Genomic DNA, 21,833 nt, shown 5'->3' with positions numbered 1-21,833 from the left:
GTTGTCTTGGCCGTGGCGCCCGGATGACGGTCTTGTCCGCCGGTCGGGAGGAATCGTCCTTCGAGCTCATCGGCGGTCCACCGTCGAGACGCAGCGGCGGGGAGCGGCTTCGCGCTTTTCATGCCAGGATCTGGCGGCGGGCCGGATGGAAAGGCTCATCTCGCCGAAACATGACATTGCTGCACACGCCCCAAGCCACGCCGCTTTGCCCGCCAGGCAAGCTTCCATGCGCATCCTAATCGGCCAAGCACATAAATAAAATCGGCAGCTGATTGAAAACGGAAGAAGGATGATCAAAGTGTCGGGTTCTTCTGTGAGACCCGTCACATAGCGCGTGCTCGGCTGGCCTGGTTGGCTATTTCTGCTTGCTGGCCTTGGCGTAGGCTTCGCTGAAATAGGCCAGGAAGACGTCGAGCATGCCGTTTTCGTGCTTCTCCTCCATCGTCCGCCAGGTTGCGACGAGGGCATCCCACGCCTGGCTCTTCTTGGATGAGAAGGAGGCCGGCGGCAGTTTCCTGGCGACGGCCTCGGGCGACAGGTCGTCGAGCAGCCTGGAGAGCGCGGTCTGCATGGCGGCGTAAGTGGCCAGTTCGTGCGTCTTGAGATCCCGGAAAGCGTCCTCGACGCTGTGGGCGGCGTCAAGATAGCCGGCTCGGCGTTTCGCGAACATGATCTCCACTATGTCGTCGGTGCCCGGAACGAATTTCAACGGGTTGTTGTTTTCGGCGCCGATCATCGTGCGGTTCGCGCTTTTGGCCAGCACCTTGGCCGCGGCGCGCGCCTTGAGCAGCAGTGACAATTGCTCGATCGTGGTTCTGAGCACAGTGCCGATCTCGGTGGCCACGTCATGCGGATCGCGCGATTGCAGCAGCTCAGGCGACATGCCGGCCGCCTTCGCGAGATCCCGCAACAGCGTGTCGGCGTCCGCGGCTCGGCCGGCCGACGCGGCCGCGGCCGGCTGCTGCAGCGCCGAGGATGTCGAGACCGGCGCCCCCTGTCCGGCACGCTGCTCCGTCGGACTGAAAAACGGCTCGTTGCCCAATTCGAGAGGCCTGCCGGTCGACGGCGGCAGCTCGCGTTGCGTCGACCCGGCCCGGGTTTGCGGATGGCCGGCCGCTGGTCGTTCTTCGTCGATCGACACCGCAATGACATAGCGGCCGATCAGCACGCGGTCGCCCTGCGCCAGCCGGTGCGGACCGGCCACGCGCTGGCTGGAGCCGTTGACGAAGGTTCCGTTGCGCGAGACGTCGTAGAGCCAGAAGGCGCCCGCATGGTAGCGGACCTCGCAGTGCCGCCCCGAGATGACCTTTTGCGGATCGGCGAGCGTCCAGTCGCAATTCTCGCGGCCGATCTCGAAGCTGCGGTCGCGCGCGGCGTAGCTCGTCGCGCTGCCGGCGGGCAGCCTGTCGACATTGCTGACCTGGAGAGAGATGAACATCCGCAAGTGTCGCCGAACTTGGTAAACAGATACTTGTTTTCACGCAATTCCGGGCAGAGAACCGCAATGCGCCTTTCCTGGGAATTGCTCCAGCATTCTAGCAGCTTGCGGGAGCGGCGGGAGAGGAGCGTTTCACACCGGCGCACGGGCGCGGTTTAGTCGTCGCTGTTGTTTGGCGGGTACCAAACATGTGCTAGGCTGGACCGTCCGGTGCGGTGAATTCGAAAACGTCCCGAACGTGATGCAGTTTACAGAGCGGGGGCTTCGATCCATCACACTGGCGGCCGCGTCCAGGAGGGGCACGACCCATGCCGAACGAACGTGCCACGGTTGTGCAGACGCCGGTTGGCGGCGATGTGCTGACCTTCACCCATCTCATCGGCCGCGATGAGATCAGCCGTTGTTTCGCCTATACCGTCGGCTTCGTCTCGAAGAGCCATGACGTCGATCCGCTGAAGATGCTGGGTGGCGTCGTCTCGGTCGAGGGTGAATCCGATCCGAAACGCTGGTTCAGCGGCCTCGTGTCGGATTTCAAGCTGACCCGCATCGAGGACCGGCTGGCCTTCTACGAGGCCGTCGTCAGGCCGTGGCTCTGGTTCCTCGGCAACACCACCGATTGCCGCATCTTCCAGAACATGACGGCGGTCGAGATCGTCGAGAAAATCTTCTCGAAATACGGCATCGCGAAATTCGAGAAGCGGCTGCAGGGGTCTTATCCTCAGCGCGAATATTGCGTGCAGTATGACGAGAGCGATCTGGACTTCGTGCAGCGGCTGATGGAGCACGAGGGCATTTTCTATTTCTTCGAGCATGACGAGGGCAAGCATACGCTGGTCCTCTGCGACGCAATGAGCAAGCTGAAGGCAGCACCTGGCTACGAGAAGGTGCTTTATAATTTCGAGGGGCAGGGCTCGCGGCGCGACGTCGAATACATCACCGAATGGATTCCAGGCAGTTCGGTGCGGCCGGGCGCCTATGCCCACACCGACTATGATTTCGAGAAGCCCGGCGCCGACCTGATGGCGAAGTCGGCCCAGCCGTTCAGCCATAAGGAAGCCTCCGGCGAGAACTACCGCCAGCCCGGCGCGCATCTCGATGTCGGGCGCGGCGACATGATTGCCGGGATCCGCCGCGAGGAGCTTCAGGCGGTGCATCAGCGCAGCACCGCGGTGGGCACCGTGCGCGGGCTCTTCTCCGGCTGCAAGTTCAAGCTGGAAAGTTTTCCGCGCGACGACCAGAACCAGGACTATCTGGTGGTCAGCGCGGAATACCGGCTGTTCGACCCTGGCTACCGGACCCAGAACGAGGCCCACAGCGAAAACTTCAGGGTGGTGCTCGGCGTGGCACCCACCAAATTGCCCTATCGGCCGCCGCGCATGACGCCGCGCCCGATCATGCGCGGGCCGCAGACGGCGACGGTGGTCGGTCCTTCCGGCGAAGAGATCTTCACCGACAAATATGCGCGGGTGAAGGTGCAGTTCCATTGGGACCGCCTCGGCAAGAAGGACCAGAACTCTTCCTGCTTCGTGCGCGTGTCGCAGACCTGGGCCGGCAGCGGCTGGGGCTTCATCCAGATCCCGCGCATCGGCCAGGAGGTGATCGTTGATTTCATCGAGGGCGACCCCGACCTGCCGATCATCACCGGCCGCGTCTACAACGCTTCGCAAATGCCGCCCTACGGGCTGCCGGGGAACGCCACGCAGTCCGGCTGGAAATCAAATTCCTCGAAGGGTGGCGGCGGTTACAACGAGCTGATGTTCGAGGACAAGACCGGCTCCGAGCTGGTCAATTTCCAGGCCCAGAAGGACCACCACCTGCTGATCAAGCACGACCGCAACAAGACCGTGCAGCACGACCAGTCCGACCGCATCGACCACGACGCCAAGCACTCGGTGGGCCACAACCTCGACGAGGACGTCGGCAACAACAAGACGGTCAAGGTGGGTGTCGACCAGACGACGAATATCGGGTCGAACGATACCGAGACGGTGGGCGCGGACCGTTCGCTGACGGTGATGGCGAATGAGACGATACACGTCGTCGCCAATTCCACGGAAAACATCGACGCGAACCACTCGCAGACGGTGGGGCTGGTGCAGACGGTCACCGTGGGCGCCGCGCGCATTGATAGTGTCGGAGCAGCAGAGACGAGGACCGTTGGCGCGGCGCAAATGAACACCATCGGCGCAACGCGGTCGGTAAGCGTGGGGATCAGTCAAAGCCACAGCATTGGCGCTGCGGACAGCTGGGACATCGGTGCCGGGCAGACTGTCAATATCGGTGCGGATCAAAGCGTGACCATTGGAAGCGCTCAGTCATTCAACGTCGGAGCGGCGCGGAGCGCCAGTATCGGGGCAGATGACTCGACAAACGTCGGAGGTGCTCATTCGCTGGGGATCGCAAAGGGCAGTTCGATCAGCGTCGGCGAGGACAGCTCGATCAATGTCGGCAAGAAGCTGGTGATCAATGCTGGTGACGAGATCCTAATCCAGACCGGATCGGCCAAGATCATGATGAAGAAGGACGGCACGATCGCGATCGAGGGCAAGGACATCTCCGTCAAGGGATCGGGCAAGATCGTCATCAAGGCATCGGGTGACATCACCATGAAGGGCTCGAAGATTGCGGAGAATTAGGAGGACGCATGGCAAAGCTTCGTAATCGCATCGAAGGTGTCGTAATTGGCCAATTTCTTGGTTTCGACGACGAGCAGCCACTGGTCGTTTTCCCCGGCAATCCGCAGGAGACGGCGCTGCCGGCGCGCAGCTTGGCCGAGCTGAGTTCCGGAATGATAGGGCAGGAGGTCGCGCTGCTGTTCGAAGGCGGTGACCCGCAAAAGCCGCTGATCGTCGGCCGCATTGTAGAGCCCGCCAAGAAATTGTCTGGGGCTCAGGTCTTTCGCGATGGCGAGCGCGTGCGGATCCATGCTGAGGAACGCCTCGAACTGCGCTGCGGCAAGGCCACGATCTTGATGGAGGCGGACGGCCGCATCACCATCCGCGGCACCTTTGTCACCAGTCATGCGAGCGCGACCAATCGCATGCGTGGCGGGTCGATCAATCTGAATTGACAGTCAGATGGCGGGCGCGGCGAAATTGAACCAGCCGCCCATCGCGGCGCAAGGACAGATTGTTCCCGATATTGTACGCCAGCATGTGGAGCAGGCGGCATTCCTCTGGGCACAGCGCGACATGCTGATGGCGCAGGATCCGCGGGACGAGAAGGTCATCGCGGATATTGACCGGCGGCTGGAGGCCAATCTGGACGGCGTGCGCGTCGCCGGCCCGGCCGCCTGGCCATTCATCGTCGTTGCTTATGAGGATTTTCCCGAGACGGGCGAACTGTTCCTCTATGGCTGGGCGGCAATAGAACAGACGGATGGGCGACGTATTCTCGAAGCCGTCGAGTTGGGACGGACGCGGGATGACGGAGCGCACGGGCTGGTCGGCGCGCTCGCATGGCAAGATGCCAAGGCGATCGCGCCGCTAGTGCGCAACTGGATTGTGTCCGAGGATGAGTTCAAGCGCTATCTGGCTGCCGCCGCGTGCCTGGAACATGGCGTCGACCCAAAAGATCTTCTGGTCCGGCTCATCCGCGATCCCGATGTGCGTGTACGCGCAACCACTCTGCGGCTGGCCGGCAAGGTGAAGCGTGCTGACCTGGTGCGCGAGATCGCCGCCGCTTTGGAATCGCAACACGAGCCGGTGCGGCTTTCCAGCGCCCTGTCCCTCAACGAGCTTGGCTTCGCCGCCTTGGCGAAGCCCGAATTGCAGAGGCAGGTCCTGGCGAACGGACCCGACGCGCTGACTGCCTTGCGCGCCATTGTCAAGATCGGGCCCGACAAGGACGTGCGCACCTGGATGGGCGGGCTGCTGAAGTCGCCCGACACCGCGCCGCTCGCCGTGCGCGGCGCTGGCATGCTGGGCGACCGCTCTATCCTGAACTGGCTCGTTCAGCAGATGCGCAATCCGGCGCTGGCAGTGGCGGCAGGTGGCGCATTGCTGGAGCTCTTTCCAGAGGCGCGCGCTGCCGATCTATTTACACTCGACCCCGCGGAAATCGGCCAAGCGTTCGAGGAATATTTCGGCGATTTTGGCCCGAACGTGCCTGTGGCCGACAGGGTGACGGCATGGGGAAGGGCGGCTGCCCTCCTTGACTGAACTTAATCGGATCCGGGTCGCAAGGCGTTAATCTAGGCAGACGTCCAGGCGTTCGGCGCAGCAAATCGATGGATCCAGTCCACGGTGCAACCCTTTTCAATGAACGGTCCTTCGAATTCAGCGATGTTCGTCAGCAAGACAGGATCAAGGAGAGTCCCGGCCGCGAAATAGGAAGCCAACTCGGGCTCAAGACGGTGTCGATCGCCCAGGATGGGTTTCTCCCCGAGTTGAAGCAGCGCGCCTGACCCACAGGGCTTGAGCACTGCGCCAGGGATCGTCCTCAACGACTGTCTCTGACCCTCGATTTTCGGGTCAGCCAGGAACTTGGGACCGATGAATGTAAGCCAGGAAATCGCCTTCATGCCGTTGTGCATGAACGGCAAGGCTGCATTCAGATCCTCGACGTCGACGGCCCAGTAGCGTTTCGCCCACGCGAAAATCTGCGCGAAAGCGGTCGCCTTGAAGTAGGGTTCGTACAGGTGACAAAATCCAGCATGGCCGGACAGATACTTGATCTGTTTTCCCAATTCGTTGGCCAGGCTCGCCACGAGGGCCGGCGCTGTGTCCCAGGGGAAGAGAAATCGGTAGAAGGCATGCTCCGGCTCGTCAGCCTGATGAGCCAGACGGTACATGCAGGCGCTCCAGCTTTGAGAGAGCTTCCCGTCCCAGATGCGAAATTCCGTCCGCCATCCTCGGACCGTCCGATGGCGGATGCGGCGCAGGAACGGAAAGGTCGCGTCGTCCGAAAGCGGAGCGTTGATGTAATCACCGGCCGGCAGCCTGTTGAAGCCGATATCGGGCGAAGCCTTGACCTTCGTCCAGACCTCTGCCGGCGCGTATTTGCGGTAGATATCGAGGACTGCCTCCCATTCCGGCACCGACAGGCGTTCCGCATAAATCGTCAGGTCGAGCCCAATCTCCAGCAGCGGAACGCTCGGATCCCCCGGGGAGGGTTGTGTAAGGAGTGAGGGAGACGTCATCTGGAGCGCCGTCTATTCTGCGTCGGGCTCGGGCCCCGCATCCGCGCCTTTCTCGTCCTTGATCCATCCGCACACCTCGTCATAGTTGCTTTTCAGATATGCGAGCATGTCCTTGTGCCGGGCCAGTTCTCCCTCTTCGTAGGTGTACTCCACGACATCCATTTCGCCACTGGGCCTGCGGGTATCGATGTCGAGGTAAACGACAAAAGTGGTATCGGCGCCAGCGACCACCAGCAGATTGTCCGGATTGTAAGGATCTTCCCCTTCACGCATCATTCTCTTGAAGCTTGCGACGCGGTCACGAATTTCCTCCTCGCGGCGCTGCGCTAAAGACAGCAGGTCAGCTTCATCCTCCAGGGCCGCCCAGCCATCGTGTAGCAGCAGCATCTGGCGATAGCTTGGAGGCAGCGCGTAACCGAGGCTGCGTTCGAAGGTCTGCAGCTGTTGCTCGGAGGCGGGCGGTCCGAGGACCTGGTCAGCGGACTGCCCAAAGGCCACCTGGTAAAACTCTTCTCGGACGTCGTGCAGTTTCGAGACCAGGGTCTGTAGCTGAGTACGGATGTCTTTAGCCATCGTTCCATCCTCATCTATTTGCAACAATCGAGCGCGACGCCGGTGTGTGCCTTGACCTTTTTTCCGCTCGCGTAGGTAAAATCCGTGGTCTTGAAACCCTTCATCTTCGAGCCGATCCATTCGTTCGGTTTGGACGGCATCATCTTCAGGTTCGAGAAGTCTTTGGTCAAACCGCCCACCTGGATTTCTTTCATGTGATCGGGGCTCATTCCCGGCAAGTTGGGTTTGGCTCCCTGAGCCTTCCATCTTTCATGCGCGCACTCATGCACGAAGTTGTCTTTGATATCGTCGGGCGTTTCACCTGCTTTGAGCCGATCGGTCAGCGCCTTGCGGTACGCGTTGGCCCCTGCGTTCCCGAGCTTACGCAGACTCTTTCGTCCCCCCGACCGCGGCGCGTGCGAAGCCTGCCGCCGAAAATTCCCCTGGTTATTCATCTCCAGGCATTTGGCGCACATGCATTTAATGTCACATTCGCGTTTCTCTTTGTTTCTTTCCTCTTTGTAGTCGGAGCATTTGATAACCAGGGGTTCGTCGCCGGCGTTGCACACGTCGGGGATAATCCCCGCCATGCAGATCGTGTTGCCGTGATTCATCTTCAGCTTGTCGCTGAACCGGCACACGTTTGCTCCGTCCATTTTCACGTCGAAGGAGTACGTGATCCACGTCGCCTCCTTCATAAAGGTGCTCGATACGACGCCGCCGGCGGTCCCCGCCTCATCGCCTGAGCAGCGACTGAGTTCAGACCCCTTGATCGCGCAGGAATTCCCATCGACCTTTACCGTCGTCGTGCCGTTGGCCAGATCGCTGGCCATCGAGATGATGACTGGATATGGAATAGGGACAGGTCCGCCGGGGCTAGGTGTCTTGCACACGTCGGGGGCTGTGCTCATCGCGAAGTCGGAGCTGCCCTTGTGGACGATCCCGTTTATCGTGCCGTTGATCTTGACGGTGACCGACATCAGCGTGCTCCTGCCCATGTGCGGTCGTGGGCCAGGAATCCGCAGCGTTCACCCGACTCCGAGCTCGTGAATGCCGCTAGGACAGGCCCCGCAGCGTACCTTTTCTTGGTTGCTGCTTCGGCCAGCATGAGCAGCAGCGGGCCCGAAGCCGCCCCGACATCGCCCCAGCAGTCCGCAGGGGCTGTAAACGCGTCGGGCTCGCGGAACAGGTCGGCCGCGCGGATGCTTGCAAAGCCAAACTCGTCCGCGCGGTACGGCTCGCCGTTCATGTCGCAGTACAGATGGTCCACCTTGACAGCGGTTGGCTCGCCGGCGAGGGCTCGAAACATCGCCAGCATGCCCTCGCCGGTGCACACCGTGTCGGTCTTGATCAGGTTCCTTTCGCGAGCGATGGCGACCGACATGAGCTCCAGCGCGCCCGATAGCTGATATCTCCTCGCTGCGTCCGTGGAGGTCAGCAATACGAACCCCGCTGCTTCGCCGGGGATGAAACCGTAGGCATTATTCTCCGGGCCGGCTGAGTGGACTTGATCGTTGTCTTCCAGCCATTCCAGAGTTTCCGGCTCAAGGTAGGAATCCACGCCGCCTGCCAGCGCAAACTCGGTCGCGCCGGTCCGCACCGCCTGCCACGCCCTTTCGATCGCCATCGTTCCGGCGGCGTGCCCGACTTCGATCACACCGATTTTTTCGATATGGCACAGAGAGGCCAACTCTTCACGCAACCGGGCGACGACCGTGGCCGGCACGTCGCTTCCGCGACCCGGGCGTACTGGGGGTAAACCGACAAACAGGGAAACCGGCAACTGGCCGATTGAAGGCGCCGAAGATGACTCGACAGCTTCAGCCGCAGCGGGCGCTGCCAGTTCCGCCAACCGCGCCGCTCCCCTCACATCTATGCCGATGTATGGCGCTGCGGCCACGATCATGCTGTTGCCGGCAGTGTCGACCACGAATGGATGTTCACCGAAGCCGGCGATACCGGCGCGCACGGCGGCAGCCGTCGCCGCCGCCGTCATCCCGATGGCCGTTCGCGCGCCGGATCCGATAGTCGCCACTCTCACCGCCCACCGCCTTCTTCGTCCGGATCGCGCCAACCCCCATCAATGCCGGAAGGGACCGAGCGCGGATGTGCGTTCGTCACCGACAACAGGCTGACCCGCGTCCGGGTTAGCCGTTGCACGTCGGCGTGCGCGCGCAGCGACGTTCGCCAGACCAGCACCACTCGCGGCACGTCCGGCTCGAGGATAACGGTGTGCAAGGCGCCCCGGTGCGTGATGCGTGGCTTTCCCCTGATATCTGTTTCAAACCGGAAGGCGAGGCGAGGTAGAAGAAACGCCAGCCGCCCGGTCGGCGTCAGATTCAGCAACTCCACCGGCTCTCCGCCCCGGAAGAAATGCTTAGGGCGCTGGTTCTCTGGAGAGCAAAGAAAAAAGCGGTCATCCAGGTCGGTCGGATAGAGCGGGAAGCGATTTTTCTGCCAAGCCTCATCATATGTGCCGGCGTGTTGGACACGCTGGCGCCAGTGCGGCGGGACCGGTCCGAAGCCGGCCGGCTTAGTGCCGCCGTTGGATCCCACGGTTTCGATATTGGGAGCGATCTTGCCGGCCACAGGTACAAAGCCGGTCCCAACCGGGTTGTCCTGGTCGAAACTCGGACGCGCCGGATCTCTGACTGGATCAGGCTCGCGCCCACCAAATGCGCGCTCGTAGACCAGCGGCATCCGTATGAACGGCTGCGGCGACCCAACACTCACACCAGACACGGAGTGCTGATAGGCGCGATCCCCGGTGATTCGCAGAGTCTTTTGCAGGTCACCTATTCTCATATTCACGTCTAAGGACGTGGTGGGTTTGCCTCCGGGGGCATAAGCGTGGCCACGCAGAAGCACGTCGGTCGTCGGCTTCGTCAGGTAAAAATCGGAATCGTACACCAGGCTGCCCGCGCCCGGCCCGCTGCCGAATTTGGGCGCCACGACGGGGGGCTCCTGTTCATCGGCTACGGCCGTTGTTCCATCCGGATTGATGCGAAGGCTGCACCGTACGGCGACCATCCAGACCTCGCCTCCGTCTCGGCCCCTGGTCCAGGTGCCACTTGCCATGAACGGCGTATCGTTCTCGACCTGCCACATCGTCAGCTGGTCTCCCAACTAGCCGCGAAGATCTGCTCCAGCGCCGGCTGCGGCGCCTGCGGGTCGACGTCGAAAATATCCGTGCGTGCGGTCCACATGACGAGGTCGTCTATGAGGTCGCCCTCCGGCTCGACAGATGGCAAGGGCAGGGCAATCAGCGCGGCATCCAACGCATCGGGCGTCAGCTCGCCCCGCCGCGCGGCGAAGGCGGCGTTTTCGATGCCATCGAACCAGGCGTCCGCATAGGCCAGCTTGAGAGGCGCCTCGGCAAGCCTCGCGACGATGCTCAAGGGGAATTGCCGGCCGACCCTGTCGGCGCTTTGCAGCACGATGCCCGCCGAGGCGCCGAAGGAGGCGGGGCCGGCTAGGAAGCGGAGCGCCGTGTCCTCCGGCCACGCCTCGATCCCAAACAGCGGGACGATGTGCTGCGCCAGCCAGCGGTCCCATCCGCGCACGAAATCGCCCGGCAGCCGCCGCGTCACGAAATCGCCGGTGGCGGGCATCTTTCCGTAGAAGCCGGGCACGTTCATATCTGCGGTGGACATGTGAACTTCTTGAACATCTCGAGCGTGTAGGGGTTCTCGACACTGGCTGCCTTGAGCTCGAAGTCGGCATACATGCCTTTCGTGCCGAGCCGCAGGCTGTAGACGTCGGTGAGCTTGGTTCCGTTGAACTTGCCGCCGCGCAGCATCCTCAGCCACGCCCAGCTGCCGGTCTCGTTGAGCATCACCTCGGGCGAGCCGTCGACCGGCTGGAAGGCGAGCGAGATGACGCCTGTCCCGTCCTTGCCCGGCCATGTCATCGGCTGCGGCCGGGTCGCGTTGTTGTAGTAGACGAGGTTCTGGCCATCGAGGTTGAGCGTCACGCGCGCCACGTTAGGCGACAGGTCCTTGGGCTCCAGCGTGAAGTTCATCACCGGGCCGGTGCCGCCGGGAAAGAGGTCGTCGCGGATGTGCCTTGCCTGCTCGAACGCCGCCAGCGCCGCGGCGTCGAGGCCGAAGTCGGCGCGCCATTTCCAGGGCTGGCTGGCGGTGTCGACATAGTTGATCAGATGGTCGTTGATGAAGGCGTCGATCAGCCCGGCGGGCCCGAACAGGCGCTGGAAGTCGCGCACATTGACGTCCACCGCGCTCTCCGGGCTGAACGGATAGCGGTTGTTGAGCGCCGCCTGGCAGAAGGGCAGGATGTCGGCGCGCCAGATGGCGTTGAGCTCGTTGGTGACGGCCTTCTGCGACAGGCCGCTGGTGTCGCCGGCGATGCCGCCAAGCCAGTCGTTGATCGGCGAGGGCAGGATCTGCGCCTGGCGGGCCACCGCGCCCGTCAGCTCGGCGAGGCCGCCCTGCTTCTTGATGGCGTCCTGCGGGTCGGGATTGGCCGTCACCGTCTGCAAGACGTTGGACAGCGCCGTCAGCGCCACCACGGCGGCGTCGAGCGCCGGCGGCTGGCCGTCGACCTCGGCGATCGTGCCCTTGAGCGGCTTGAAATGCTCGGCCACCAGGCTGCCGGTCATGTCGACCTGATCGGCCGAGCCCGCGCGCGGCAGCAGTTTCGCTCCCGTTTTCACCACCTTGCCCAGCTTGCCGAGCTTGGAGAGCAGCTTCGAGCCGGTCTTCGCGGCGCCGCCCTTGTCGTCGGCCGGCGCCTCGTCGGACCGGGTCAGGTCCGTCTCCTGCACCACCGCCTTCAGCAACCGCTTCAGCGCGGAATCGGCGCTCGAAAGGTCCTTGAGGTTTTCGCTGGCGACATTGAGGTCGCTCAGCGGCGCCAGCCGCATGTCGCGCAGGAAGCTGTCCCACTGCGCGATATAGTCGTCGTAGTAGAGCTTCAGAATGTCTTCGGACAGCGCCGACACCGAGGTCTCGGAGTTCTCCGAGCAGCCGCCGGCGAACACTGCCCGGTCGAGCGCAGCCTGCGCCGCCACGTCCTCGACCCGGTCGAGAACCGCGTCATGGAAACCGGCATAGGTATAGGCGCCGGAAACGCCGACGCGCAGCGTCTTGTCGGAGCGGCGCGCGAACACCTTGGCGCCGTTCGGGCCGGCGAAATTGGCGGGCACCCATTCCTTCACGGCCGCCACTTCGGGATCGGCCAGAAGCTGCTTATAGGCGCGCTCCGGCAGCGAGATCGTGCACACCGTCTTCAGCGCCTCGGCCACCAGCTCCTTGTCAGGGGCGATGTAGCTGTCGTCGACCGCCATGCGGCGGATCGCGGCGAGTTGGTGCTCCTCGGCGTCGGCAGTGGTGAAGGGCGGGGCGGGCGCGAATTCCGGCAGGCTGTTTACCCACCAGTTCTGCACGAAGTCGGTGTCCATCTGCGACAGGCCCGTCATCATGCGATAGGTCTTCAGCGCGCCGAGCATGAAATCCGGATCACGGATCTGCCGCCACATCGTGGCTTCGAGCAGCGCCACCATATGCGGCTCGAGCACGTTGCGCAGCGCGTGGTCGTAGGTATCGGTCTGCGCGCGCACGAGTTCCGCGGAAGCCGTCGGGCCGAGCAGATTATGGACAGCATCCGGCGGCGCGGTGCGCGCCGTCGCCACCGCGTCCATCGCGGCCAGCGCTCCGTCCATCGTCGGCTTTTCCACCGAAGCCGGCGCGGCGGCGACATCGGTCAGCGGCGCCTGCAGCGCCTCGAACTGGCCGGCCTGCTCGGTGATCGCATTGCGGTTGTCGAGATAGGACCAGGTGAACAGCCCGCAGGCGAGCAGGGCGGCAAGCACGCATGCCGCAGCCGCGCCGCGCCAGATCCAGGCGCGTCGGCGCTGCGCCAGTGGGTCGAACGTGCCGAGACCCGCTTCCTTGAAGATGACTTCGGTCAGGAGGTTCCTGAGGAAGAAGCTGCGCTTCTCGACGCGCGGCGTAAGCATCGCGCGCCGCGGCGGCAGCCCGAAGGAGGAGGACAGCGCCGCGGTCAGCCGGTCGATCGGCGCGCCTTCCTGCGTCGCCGAGGTCAGATAGAGGCCGCGCAGCCAGGCTGCTTCCTCGTAGCGGCTTTCGCCGAACATCGCCTCGATCAGCACCTGGATCGGCTCGGAGAGGCTGGCGAGCTGGGCCGGGAAGCGGAAGATCTCGGCGCGCGCGCCGAGCTTGTCCTCGTCCTCCAGCCGCGGCACCAGCCGCCGCTCCAGTTCCGTGGCGAGCGCGGCGAGTTCCTTCTCGATGGTCTTGGCATCAATGCGGGCGTCGAGCGGGAAGGTCGTCCCCCACACCTGCTCGCGGGCCGTCGTCGACAGGCCGCCGAAGAAGGCCTCGAACCCCTTGATCAGGTCGACCTTGGTCAGCATCAGATAGACGGGAAGGCGAATTTCGAGGCGGTCGTTCAGCTCCGCCAGCCTGCGGCGGATCTTGCGACCATGCGCCTTGATCGCCTCGTCGCCCTCCGAAAGCGCATCGATCGACAGCGCGACGATGACGCCGTTCAGCGCGCGGCGCCCACGATGCTTCTTCAGAAGATCGAGGAAGCCAAGCCATTCCGTCGCATCGACATCCGGCTGGCTCTCCTGCTGGACATAGCGGCCGGCTGTGTCGATCAGCACCGCGTTCTCCGAAAAGAACCAATCGCAGTTGCGCGTGCCGCCGACGCCTTGCAGGTCGTCGGTGAGGTCGATCGGGAAGTTGAGGCCGGACTGCCGCAGCGCCGTCGTCTTGCCGGTGGCCGGCGGCCCGACGATGACATACCACGGCATCTCGCGCAGGAATTTCCGGCCGCCGAGCTTGCGCCGCTTGAGCTCGGCCATCACCTCGCCGAATTTGGCGCCGACGGCGGCGACGCTCTCCTCGCCGGGGGTAAGCTGCTTTTCCTGCACGGGCGCGGCGATCTCGGCCACGAACATGCGGTTGGCACGGATCGCGCGGCGCTGCGCGATGATCAGCCAGATCAGCCAAAGGATGATCAACCCGGCGATCATGGCGATGCGCACATTGTCGGACTCGAACGGCACGTAAGGGCCGACCTGGACGATCGGGCCGAACACCCAGATCAGCAGCGAAAGCAGCGCAATGCCGATCAGCGTCCAAAGGAAGCGCGAGGTGAGCACGGCCCAGAGGAAGCGCAGGATGAACATCAGAGCCTCTTCTCGACCAGGACCTCGACGCGGCGATTGAGCGCGCGGCCCTCGCGCGTCGAGTTGTCGGCCACCGGATCGGTCTCCGCGCGCCCTTCGGAATGGATGCGCTCCTGCGGCACGCCGGCCTGCACCAGAAGGTCGGCTATGGTCTCGGCGCGCGCTTCCGACAGCCGCTGGTTGGACGAAAGCGGGTTCGATTTTTGCAGACGCACATTGTCGGTGTGGCCGACGACGGTGATGTTTCCGATCAGCTCCTGATTGGCAAGGATCACCTTGGCGATCGACTCGACCAGCGGCTCGTAGCCTGGGGTGAGCGTCGGGCGCGACGACTGGAACAATTCGGGGTTGGAGGACTGGATGACGAGCTTGGCCAGTGACACGCTCTCTGTGCCGCTCAGCGCGCCCTTGAGGTTGTCCGGCGCCTCTGCCTTGAATTCCGGCAGCAAGGCAAAATCGACCGGCTGCGGCGGTTCGGGTTCGGGTGCATCTGGTTTGGGCGCGGCGCGGGTAACGTCGCCACGCGCGGGCGGCGGCAGGGTGCGGGCCAGTGCGGAGAGCTCGACCGCCTGGCTGCTCAGCCCCATCGACAGACCAACATAAGCGGTGGCGGCGATGACCACGGCCGCCAGCGCCATCACCCAGATCGGCACGATGAAGCGCTGCGGCTCGTCGGAGGCGATCACGCCCTTCCAGTTCGGCGACAGCGGCGAGTCTTCGGCGTCGGCATTGCGCAGGAAGCGGGCCGCCGCCACGCGAACCGCGTTGAGCGAGCGGTCGCCGGCGCGGCCAGGCACGCGATATTTGCCGCGGAAGCCGAGCGCCAGGCAGTAATATTGCAGCTCGAGCATTTCGCGGTCGCGGTTGGGGTGCCGCTCCAGTTCGTCGAGACGCGAGAAGAACTGCGTGCCGGCATCGACATCGCCGCGCAGCATCACCACCAGCGGCTGGCGCGGCCATGCGCTGGCGCCGCCCCAGGGCGTGTTGAGCGCGAGATCGTCGAGCAAGGCCGCCACCGCCCAGGCAGCCTGGTCGGCCCGCTCCAGCGAGGAGCCCGCGGCCATCGCGGCATCGCGCGCCCGCACCAGCTCGTCGAGCAGGCGCGTGCGCAGCACTTCCGGGTTCTCGGGCGCCAGGGCGCTTTCGAGCTCCGGCGCGAATTCGAGCAGCGGGGCGAAGGTGTTGATCAGCGTGTTGGGGTGGGCGCGCGCCCGCTTCACCGGCGCGCCCGGCGCCAGCGGCGCCATTGGCCTGGGTGCCGCACCCGTCAGCCTGATGCGCGTGCGTTCGCGATCCTCCGACAGTCCGAAAGGATCATCCCGGCTCATGGCCTCACCTGTTCACCGAATAGCAGTCGACCTGCGGCTCGCTCGGCAGCACGCCGGAAACGCCGATGACGAAACCAGGGGCGTCGAGCAGCGAGGCCCAATGCTCGCTCTTCTGGTCCAACTCCAGGCACAGCCGGTCGCCGTCATAAGGGATTTCGCGCGGCTGCGAATGCAGCGGCTTCAGCGGGATGCCGGGCAGGCGCGACTTCCACAGGCCCTCGAACTGGTCCGCCGCCCCGACCGTCGCCTGGTTGACGAAGATCTTGCGCAACGCGTCTTCCGACAGTTCGGAGCCGACGCGGATGACGATGCGGCTCGCGACAAGCAGCTTCGGATTGTCGATGCGCACCTTCCAGACATTGGTCGCATGCCGCATGACCGGCAGCGCGCGCGATTTCGGCTCGATGTAGCGCAGGCTGAGGATCAGCGAGCGCAAGGCGTCGGCAAGGGCCATGTAGGCCGGCCCGGGCGCCATGTGGTCGTAGGCGGGCAGCTCGCCGAGGCGGCGTGAGCTGGAGCCGTAGGTCGCCATTTCGCCGGCAAGGCCGGCAAGCTCGAGGTAAAGCTCGGCCGGATGGAAGACGTCCTGCGCCAGCATATGCGCAAGCCGCGGCTTGGCCGCGTTGGCAAGGTGGAGCATCAACAGGTCCTCGACGCTGCGGCCAGGGCCGCCCATCACCATCTTGCCATGCGCCTCGGCGATCTGGTCGAGGCCGGTGACGACCTCCTGCAGCAACTGTCGGTACCAGGCGACCGCGCCCGTGATCAGCGTCGGCGGCAGGAAGGTCTCGTCGAGCGAGACGCCGCCGTCGGCGCGAACGCCCTTGATGTCGGCGATCGGCAGCGCGGTGTAGCCGCCGACCGATTTGCCGGGCGCAAGCAGCACCGCTTGCGGCCGGGCGATCTCGATCTCTTCCGGGTCCGAGCCGCCCTGCACGGCATCGCGCACCGAGACGATCTTGCCGTGATAGCGCGCGCCGGTCGACGCCGCATGCGCCGGGTCGAAGCCGACGCCGCCTGGGGGCTCGAGGGGCAGTGCCACCAGCACCGGGCCCGCGCCGGTATCGGCCGTCACCGGCAATGGCTTCGGCGCGTCCATCAGCTCCGGGATGGCAAAGGGCGTGCCGTCCGGAAAAATACCCCGGGCGGACACGATCGAGACCTGGCCGGCGTCGAGCAGCGACTGGTCGAGCGTCAGCTGCTGGAAGCCGAACGTGTGGAGCTGGCCGGCCTGCAACGCGCCGCGCACCATCGCCTCGAAGAACCGGTCCTGCTGCTGGAAATGCTGGGTCCTCAAGAAGAGACCCTCGGACCACAGCACCCTGTTTGCGTCGCTCATGCCGCTGCTCTCTGCACTGCCAACTGTTGTCGCGCCGTCAGGCGGAAATGCCGCCCTTGCCGAGGCTGACGTTGATGGTGAATTTCGACCCCGGCGACACCGACTTGGTCGTGCGCCAGTTCCTGCCGCCAGGTTCGCGGATCAGCGCGACGAAGCCGAGCGCCGCCGCATTGGGCTCGACCGTGATGGTCTTGGCCGCTGTCTTGCCGGGTGCGACGGAGATCGTGTCGGATCCGAGGAGATCGGCGCCGAGCGCCGAGCCCGCATCGCCCTGCAGCGCGAAATAATCGGCCGAGTTGAACTTGCCGGTGCTGGCAAGCCGCATCACCAGCACGGTCACCGGCCTGTCGCCGCCGCCCGGTCCCGGATTCATGCCGGCGCCACCGGTCACGTTGACCGAGATGACCGATGGTTTCGGCGGGCCGCTCTGGCAAGCCGCAAGCAGCCCCGTCGCGCCGAGGGCAACGATGAATTCGCGTCGATCGATCATGTCCTACTCCTCTTCGTAAGCATCCCTGAAGTCCGCGCCGATCTCGCCCAGGAAGCTCGATTCCGCGCTTTGGGCGATGTCGCGATGGCGTTTCTGGTAAAGCTCCCACAGCTTGGCGTTGCGCCCGCCCGAAAGGAGGTTGCCGATCGCGGAATTGGATTTGAGCTCTTCCTCGATCGCCGCCGGATCGAAGCGGTCGATCATGCGCCGCAGCGCCGCCTGGACGCCGCGCCAGGCGCGCACGTGGTGCTGCGCGAGATCCTTCACCGCATCGGAGATCGCAGCTTCGCCCGAGAGAAAACCCGGGCTGCGTTCCGAGATGATGGTGACGATGACGTCCTCGACCGTCGGCAGGAATTTGAGCGGGTTGACTTCCGATGCGCCGACCATCGTCTGGGCGACGCGCGCGCTGCCCTTTTCCTCGGCGCGCTTGCGCAGGAGCTGCATCAGGCCGTCCAGCATCAGCCGGTACTCGCGCCCGAATTTTTCCATCTCGGCAATCGGATCTCGGCCGGGAAAATCGGCCTCCTCGACACCCATACCGCGCAGGAAGGCGGCGCGCAGCGCCATGTCGCCCGGCGCAGGCTGAGATGCACGGGACGGCTTGGGCGCGGGAGCGCGGCGCGGCGAAGGAGGGGGCTCGGCAGCGTGCGCCGGCATATTCCAGGGATGAGCGGCCTGCTGCTTTTCGGCCGGCCGTTCGCCATGACCGGCCGGTTGAGCGGCGTTGGCAGAGACAGGCGCCGCGGCTGGCCCGAAGCCGAAATCGTCATCGAAGCCGGCCGGTTTCGGCGCGGACTCCGCCGTGTTGCCGCGCGACGGCATGTCGCCGAAGCCGAACGGATCCGACCGGCCAGCTCCGGCATCGTCGTTCGATTGAGGCGTCGCAACCGGGTCGAGGCTGAACGGGTCGTCGAAGGCGGGCGAGCTGCGCTGGTTGGAGGCGCGGTCATATGCGCCGGGCACGGGCTGCTCGAACGGGTCCGGCAGGTCGGCCGGACGCGGCCGCCGCGGCTCTTCCTGGACCTTGGCCGAAAAGAAGTCGTCGCCGCCGATATTGGGCGAGGGTCGCGGCTGCGGCGGCGACCATGAGGGGGCGGATTGGTTGGCGACCTGGCCGACCGACGTCTGGCTCGCGTTTGGCTGAACCTCGACGTAGAGAACGTAATCGCCCAGCCTCAGCCGCATGCCGCTTTGCAGCCGCGTCGACCTGCCGGCGCCGAGCGGGCTGTCGGAATCGTCTATGAATAGCCCGCTGCTCGACGTGTCGGTGACGAAGTAGCCGTCGCGGCCGCCGCTGATCTTGCAATGCGCGCGCGAGACGAACATGTCCGGGTCATCGATCTGCCAGCCGGCATCGGCGCTGCGCCCGATCACCAGCTCGCCCTCGTCCAGCCGGGTCTGCCTGACCACTTGGGAGCGCGGACCTTGTTCGAGCGTCAGCAGCAGGCTCATCAGGCCGCCTCCGCCATTTCAGGCCGCCAGCCGACGATGGTGCGCAGCTTGAGATCGTCGGCGTCTCCCTTCTCGGCGGGGCGCGCAAGCCAGGAGGTTCTTCCGAGCTGGACGGTTCCGATCTTCGGCGGCGGCACGGCGTCGCGCGCAAGCACGATGCGCAAATCGACATCGAGCGCTTCGCCGATCATGTCGCGCACTGCTTTCTTGAAAAGGGCGAGGCGCCGTTCGCCGGGCAGGAACGACTTGAAGTCGTCGAGGCTGAGCGGGCCGATGCGCAACTCGATCCGGCTCTGGCGGCTGAAGACGCGCGGCCCGATCGTGGCCCCGCGCCCGAGTGCCGCGTAGGCCTTGCCGACACGGCTCTGCAGCGCCGCCGGTATGGTGATCCAGGACGCGACGAACTCCTTGATCTCAACCGGCACCTTGAAGGCCGTGGCAAGGAACAGCGTCAGCCGCTCCGCGCCGTCGACCTGGTTGGCCAGCGATCCGGCCTGGCGCAGCCGCACCGTGTCGATCTCGGGATCCTGGGTGCCGGGAAGGCCGATCCCGGACATTGCTTCCAGCATGGCGCGGACGCGCCCGCCGACCGAGCGCTCGACCTGCACCGCCGGATGCGCGTCCGCCCAGGCGCGGTAATAAAGCGCAATCATCCGGTGCTGCAGGATGTTGACGAAGTCGACGAAGGTCGTGTCGCTGGTCTGCTCCGCTTCGGCGCCGGTGAACCAGCGCTGCGACAGCCGGTCGAGCACCCAGCGCGTCAGATGCAGCGGCATCGGTCCTTCGGGTCCCAGCAGCCCCAGATTGGCGACGGTCACCCGCGCCGGCGCGTTTTCGCCCGCATCCTGGAATTTGACGACGTCCCTGGCCGAAAAGCTCAAGCGGACATGCTGGCCGAGCCGCGCCGGTTCGCGATTGGCCTGGCCGGAATAGCCGAACAGTCCGCCTCTCTGCTCCAGCCGGCGCAGCAGCTCGAAGAAGTCGAAGCTTTCCGACAGCGCCTCGATTCGGTCCGGGGCGGCCTCGCTCTGGGCGGGCCGCGCTAGATCAGGTAGCGATTGCCGGGCGTCATCGGCCATGGCACATCCTCCTGCTTCTGCAGCAGCCGCGTGCGGGTCCGCACGAAACCGTTTATTCCGGCATGCCGGGCAAACAGCCGCGCAAGCAGGGCCGAAAGCAAAAGCGTGCTTTGCCCTGCCAGCACCGACTGGTCGACATGCAGCGTCACTTCCGTGCCCCGCCCGAAGCACATCGGCCCGTCGATCTTGAGCCGCTCGATGACCGGGCGCGAGTCGATGCGGGTGATCGAATGCACGTTGCGCGCAAGGCTCGGATCGCCGCGATCGGCATAGAGGTCGAGCAGCGCATGCAGCGGATCGACGCCGCGGCCTTCCTTGGCGAGACTGAGGAAGTTGAGCGAGAGCTGCGCCACCAGCCGCCAGGCGAGATTGTCGGCGCGGGATTCGCCTTCGGCACCGGCCGGCAGTGAGGCCGGGATCGCCGGCTGCGGCGGCCGCAGCGCGCCGAGCAGCCTGACCGCTTCGACCGGGTCGGCCGTCTCCAGCGTCAGCGTCGGGGTGTCGTCCAGGATCGGCAGGTCGCGGTTTGTACAGAGCGCCATCACGTCGAGGCGCCTGAGCGGCCGGTTCGCCGGGCTCCCCGCCGGGCGCGAGATCGCCAGGAACACGTCGTCGCCCGTATAGGAGGTGCGGGTCAGGCCGTCGCGGCGCTCGTCTTCGGTGGCCCGGCGCGGGCGCCGCTCGGTCGAATAGACCCAGCCGCTGCCGCGGTTCTGCCCCAGGCTGAAAAGCTCGGGGATCTCGGCCTCGCTGCCTTCCGCATCGGCGTCTTCCACCCGGGTGACGCGAAAAATCTCGAAGTCCCGCGCCCGGGTGCGGTCGGCATGCAGCACCTGCCGCGTCCTGCGCGGATCGATTTCGATGACATTGCATTCGCGCTCGAAGAGATTGATGAGCGGCGTCACGAAGAGCTCGAAATCGGACGGCGTCACGTCGGCAAGCTCGGGCACCGGGCGCCGGAACAGGAAGATGATCTCTATTCCCGCCTCGCACTTGCGCACAACCGGCTGCAGGCCTGAGACCCGCACATAGTGGAAGCGCTCCGGGATCATGAAATATTCGCGCAGCAGCCGGTAGCCCTCGAAGGTCGGGCGGGTCCGCGGCATCAGGGCCTCGTCGTCGCGGATGCCGACCATTTCGGGCTCGGGCAGGGCCGTGAGCGGATTGGTCTTGCCTTCCGTCCGCGCGCCGAGGGCCGAGCAGGCGCCGAAGATCGCGTCGAAAATGAGCGGCGCCTTGTTGCGACCGGCGAAATAGAGGTCGAGCCGGTCGAGCGACAGTTCGCTGAGCTTGCCCTTTCCGGTCCGCGCAAGCGCGATGCGCAGCCCTGCCTCGCCGCGCACGCCGCCGATCGGGCCGATGCCCGCGGCGGCAAGCCCGCTGCGGTCCTGGAAATAGCTGACCGAGGTGATCGCGATCGGCCACAGCGTGATCTCCTGCGCGGTGGTGAAGGTCGAGCGCGTCGACAGCCCCGGAAGCAGGCTGGAGACCAAGCGCGTGCCGCGCGCGACGGCATGGCCGCCGATCATCGACTGCACCTGCTGGCCGGGCTTCAGCACCGCCATCGCCGTTGCCGGCGCCGGGGTGACCAGGTCGGGATAGAGCACATCGAGCACGGCGCGCGAGAAGCGCGAGCGCTCCGCGTCGACCTTCAGCCGCGTGCGCGCGGCAAGAAAGGCCACGCCGTCGAGCAGCCGTTCGACATAGGGGTCGGGGCAGGGGACGGTATCGAGGGAAAGATTGCGGGCGACCGCCGGATGCATGTCGGCGAATTCCGCGGCCAGCGCCCGGATATGGGTCAGTTCCTCTTCGTAATACTCCACGAAGACCCGATCCAT

At 65.0% G+C, this 21,833-nt stretch carries 17 protein-coding genes; 3 read left to right on the top strand and 14 right to left on the bottom strand.

All coding sequences use genetic code 11. The annotated features are described in order from the left end of the window. Positions 1–355 precede the first annotated feature (355 nt). Entirely contained in the window at positions 356–1,438 is a 1,083-nt protein-coding gene (gene tagH / locus EN874_RS27175; protein WP_127425888.1) for a type VI secretion system-associated FHA domain protein TagH, read from the bottom strand. 308 nt (positions 1,439–1,746) lie between these two features. On the opposite strand from tagH (EN874_RS27175), the gene tssI reads away from it, so the two are divergent. From tssI to EN874_RS27160, 3 genes are read left to right on the top strand one after another with little or no spacing between them, the layout of a single operon-like run. Next, on the top strand, positions 1,747–4,074 hold the full coding sequence (tssI, locus tag EN874_RS27170; RefSeq protein ID WP_127425887.1) for a type VI secretion system tip protein TssI/VgrG: 2,328 nt from the start codon (positions 1,747–1,749) through the stop codon (positions 4,072–4,074). Between the two features lie 8 nt (positions 4,075–4,082). Continuing rightward, complete coding sequence (locus EN874_RS34550) at positions 4,083–4,508, top strand: DUF6484 domain-containing protein (RefSeq protein WP_127425886.1); 426 nt, start codon at positions 4,083–4,085, stop codon at positions 4,506–4,508. Positions 4,509–4,515: 7 nt separating this feature from the next. Beyond that, positions 4,516–5,598, top strand: a complete 1,083-nt coding sequence (locus EN874_RS27160; protein WP_127425885.1) for a HEAT repeat domain-containing protein — start codon at positions 4,516–4,518, stop codon at positions 5,596–5,598. A 32-nt stretch (positions 5,599–5,630) separates the two neighbouring features. Here the strand turns inward: EN874_RS27160 and EN874_RS27155 are convergent, their stop codons facing one another. Genes EN874_RS27155 through tssF form a run of 13 tightly spaced genes read right to left on the bottom strand, consistent with a single transcriptional unit; the run spans position 5,631 to position 21,833 of the window. Then, a complete protein-coding gene (locus EN874_RS27155) occupies positions 5,631–6,578 on the bottom strand; it encodes a type VI immunity family protein (RefSeq protein ID WP_127425884.1) in 948 nt (315 codons plus the stop codon). Positions 6,579–6,590: 12 nt separating this feature from the next. After that, positions 6,591–7,151: an SMI1/KNR4 family protein gene (locus tag EN874_RS27150; RefSeq protein ID WP_168247627.1), complete on the bottom strand. Its 561-nt coding sequence runs from the start codon at positions 7,149–7,151 to the stop codon at positions 6,591–6,593. Between the two features lie 14 nt (positions 7,152–7,165). Then, on the bottom strand, positions 7,166–8,110 hold the full coding sequence (locus tag EN874_RS27145; RefSeq protein WP_127425882.1) for a DUF4150 domain-containing protein: 945 nt from the start codon (positions 8,108–8,110) through the stop codon (positions 7,166–7,168). Beyond that, positions 8,110–9,165, bottom strand: coding sequence for a beta-ketoacyl synthase N-terminal-like domain-containing protein (locus EN874_RS27140; RefSeq protein ID WP_127425881.1), 1,056 nt, complete (start codon positions 9,163–9,165; stop codon positions 8,110–8,112). Before EN874_RS27140 ends, EN874_RS27145 begins: the two co-directional genes overlap by 1 nt. Before the next feature lie 2 nt (positions 9,166–9,167). Continuing rightward, entirely contained in the window at positions 9,168–10,238 is a 1,071-nt protein-coding gene (locus EN874_RS27135) for a DUF2169 domain-containing protein (RefSeq protein ID WP_127425880.1), read from the bottom strand. A 2-nt stretch (positions 10,239–10,240) separates the two neighbouring features. Next, positions 10,241–10,783, bottom strand: coding sequence for a type VI secretion system-associated protein TagF (tagF, locus tag EN874_RS27130; protein WP_245513696.1), 543 nt, complete (start codon positions 10,781–10,783; stop codon positions 10,241–10,243). Then, a complete protein-coding gene (tssM, locus tag EN874_RS27125) occupies positions 10,765–14,304 on the bottom strand; it encodes a type VI secretion system membrane subunit TssM (protein WP_127425879.1) in 3,540 nt (1,179 codons plus the stop codon). Before tssM ends, tagF begins: the two co-directional genes overlap by 19 nt. After that, a complete protein-coding gene (gene tssL / locus EN874_RS27120; protein ID WP_127425878.1) occupies positions 14,304–15,632 on the bottom strand; it encodes a type VI secretion system protein TssL, long form in 1,329 nt (442 codons plus the stop codon). Before tssL ends, tssM begins: the two co-directional genes overlap by 1 nt. A 4-nt stretch (positions 15,633–15,636) precedes the next feature. Continuing rightward, positions 15,637–16,971 carry a type VI secretion system baseplate subunit TssK gene (tssK, locus tag EN874_RS27115; RefSeq protein ID WP_127425877.1) on the bottom strand — a complete coding sequence of 445 codons (1,335 nt, stop codon included), beginning with the start codon at positions 16,969–16,971 and terminating at the stop codon, positions 15,637–15,639. A gap of 37 nt (positions 16,972–17,008) precedes the next feature. Then, positions 17,009–17,461 (bottom strand): type VI secretion system lipoprotein TssJ, encoded by a 453-nt coding sequence (gene tssJ / locus EN874_RS27110; protein ID WP_127425876.1) that lies wholly within the window; start codon positions 17,459–17,461, stop codon positions 17,009–17,011. Between the two features lie 3 nt (positions 17,462–17,464). Beyond that, positions 17,465–18,916, bottom strand: a complete 1,452-nt coding sequence (gene tagH, locus EN874_RS27105) for a type VI secretion system-associated FHA domain protein TagH (protein ID WP_127425875.1) — start codon at positions 18,914–18,916, stop codon at positions 17,465–17,467. Then, on the bottom strand, positions 18,916–19,995 hold the full coding sequence (tssG, locus tag EN874_RS27100; protein WP_127425874.1) for a type VI secretion system baseplate subunit TssG: 1,080 nt from the start codon (positions 19,993–19,995) through the stop codon (positions 18,916–18,918). Before tssG ends, tagH (EN874_RS27105) begins: the two co-directional genes overlap by 1 nt. Then, positions 19,959–21,833, bottom strand: coding sequence for a type VI secretion system baseplate subunit TssF (tssF, locus tag EN874_RS27095; protein WP_127425873.1), 1,875 nt, complete (start codon positions 21,831–21,833; stop codon positions 19,959–19,961). Before tssF ends, tssG begins: the two co-directional genes overlap by 37 nt.

The organism is Mesorhizobium sp. M1D.F.Ca.ET.231.01.1.1 (assembly GCF_003999155.2).
GTDB lineage: Bacteria > Pseudomonadota > Alphaproteobacteria > Rhizobiales > Rhizobiaceae > Mesorhizobium.
The sequence above is the reverse complement of the archived record's forward strand: the minus strand, read 5'-3'. Positions and strand labels throughout refer to the sequence as shown.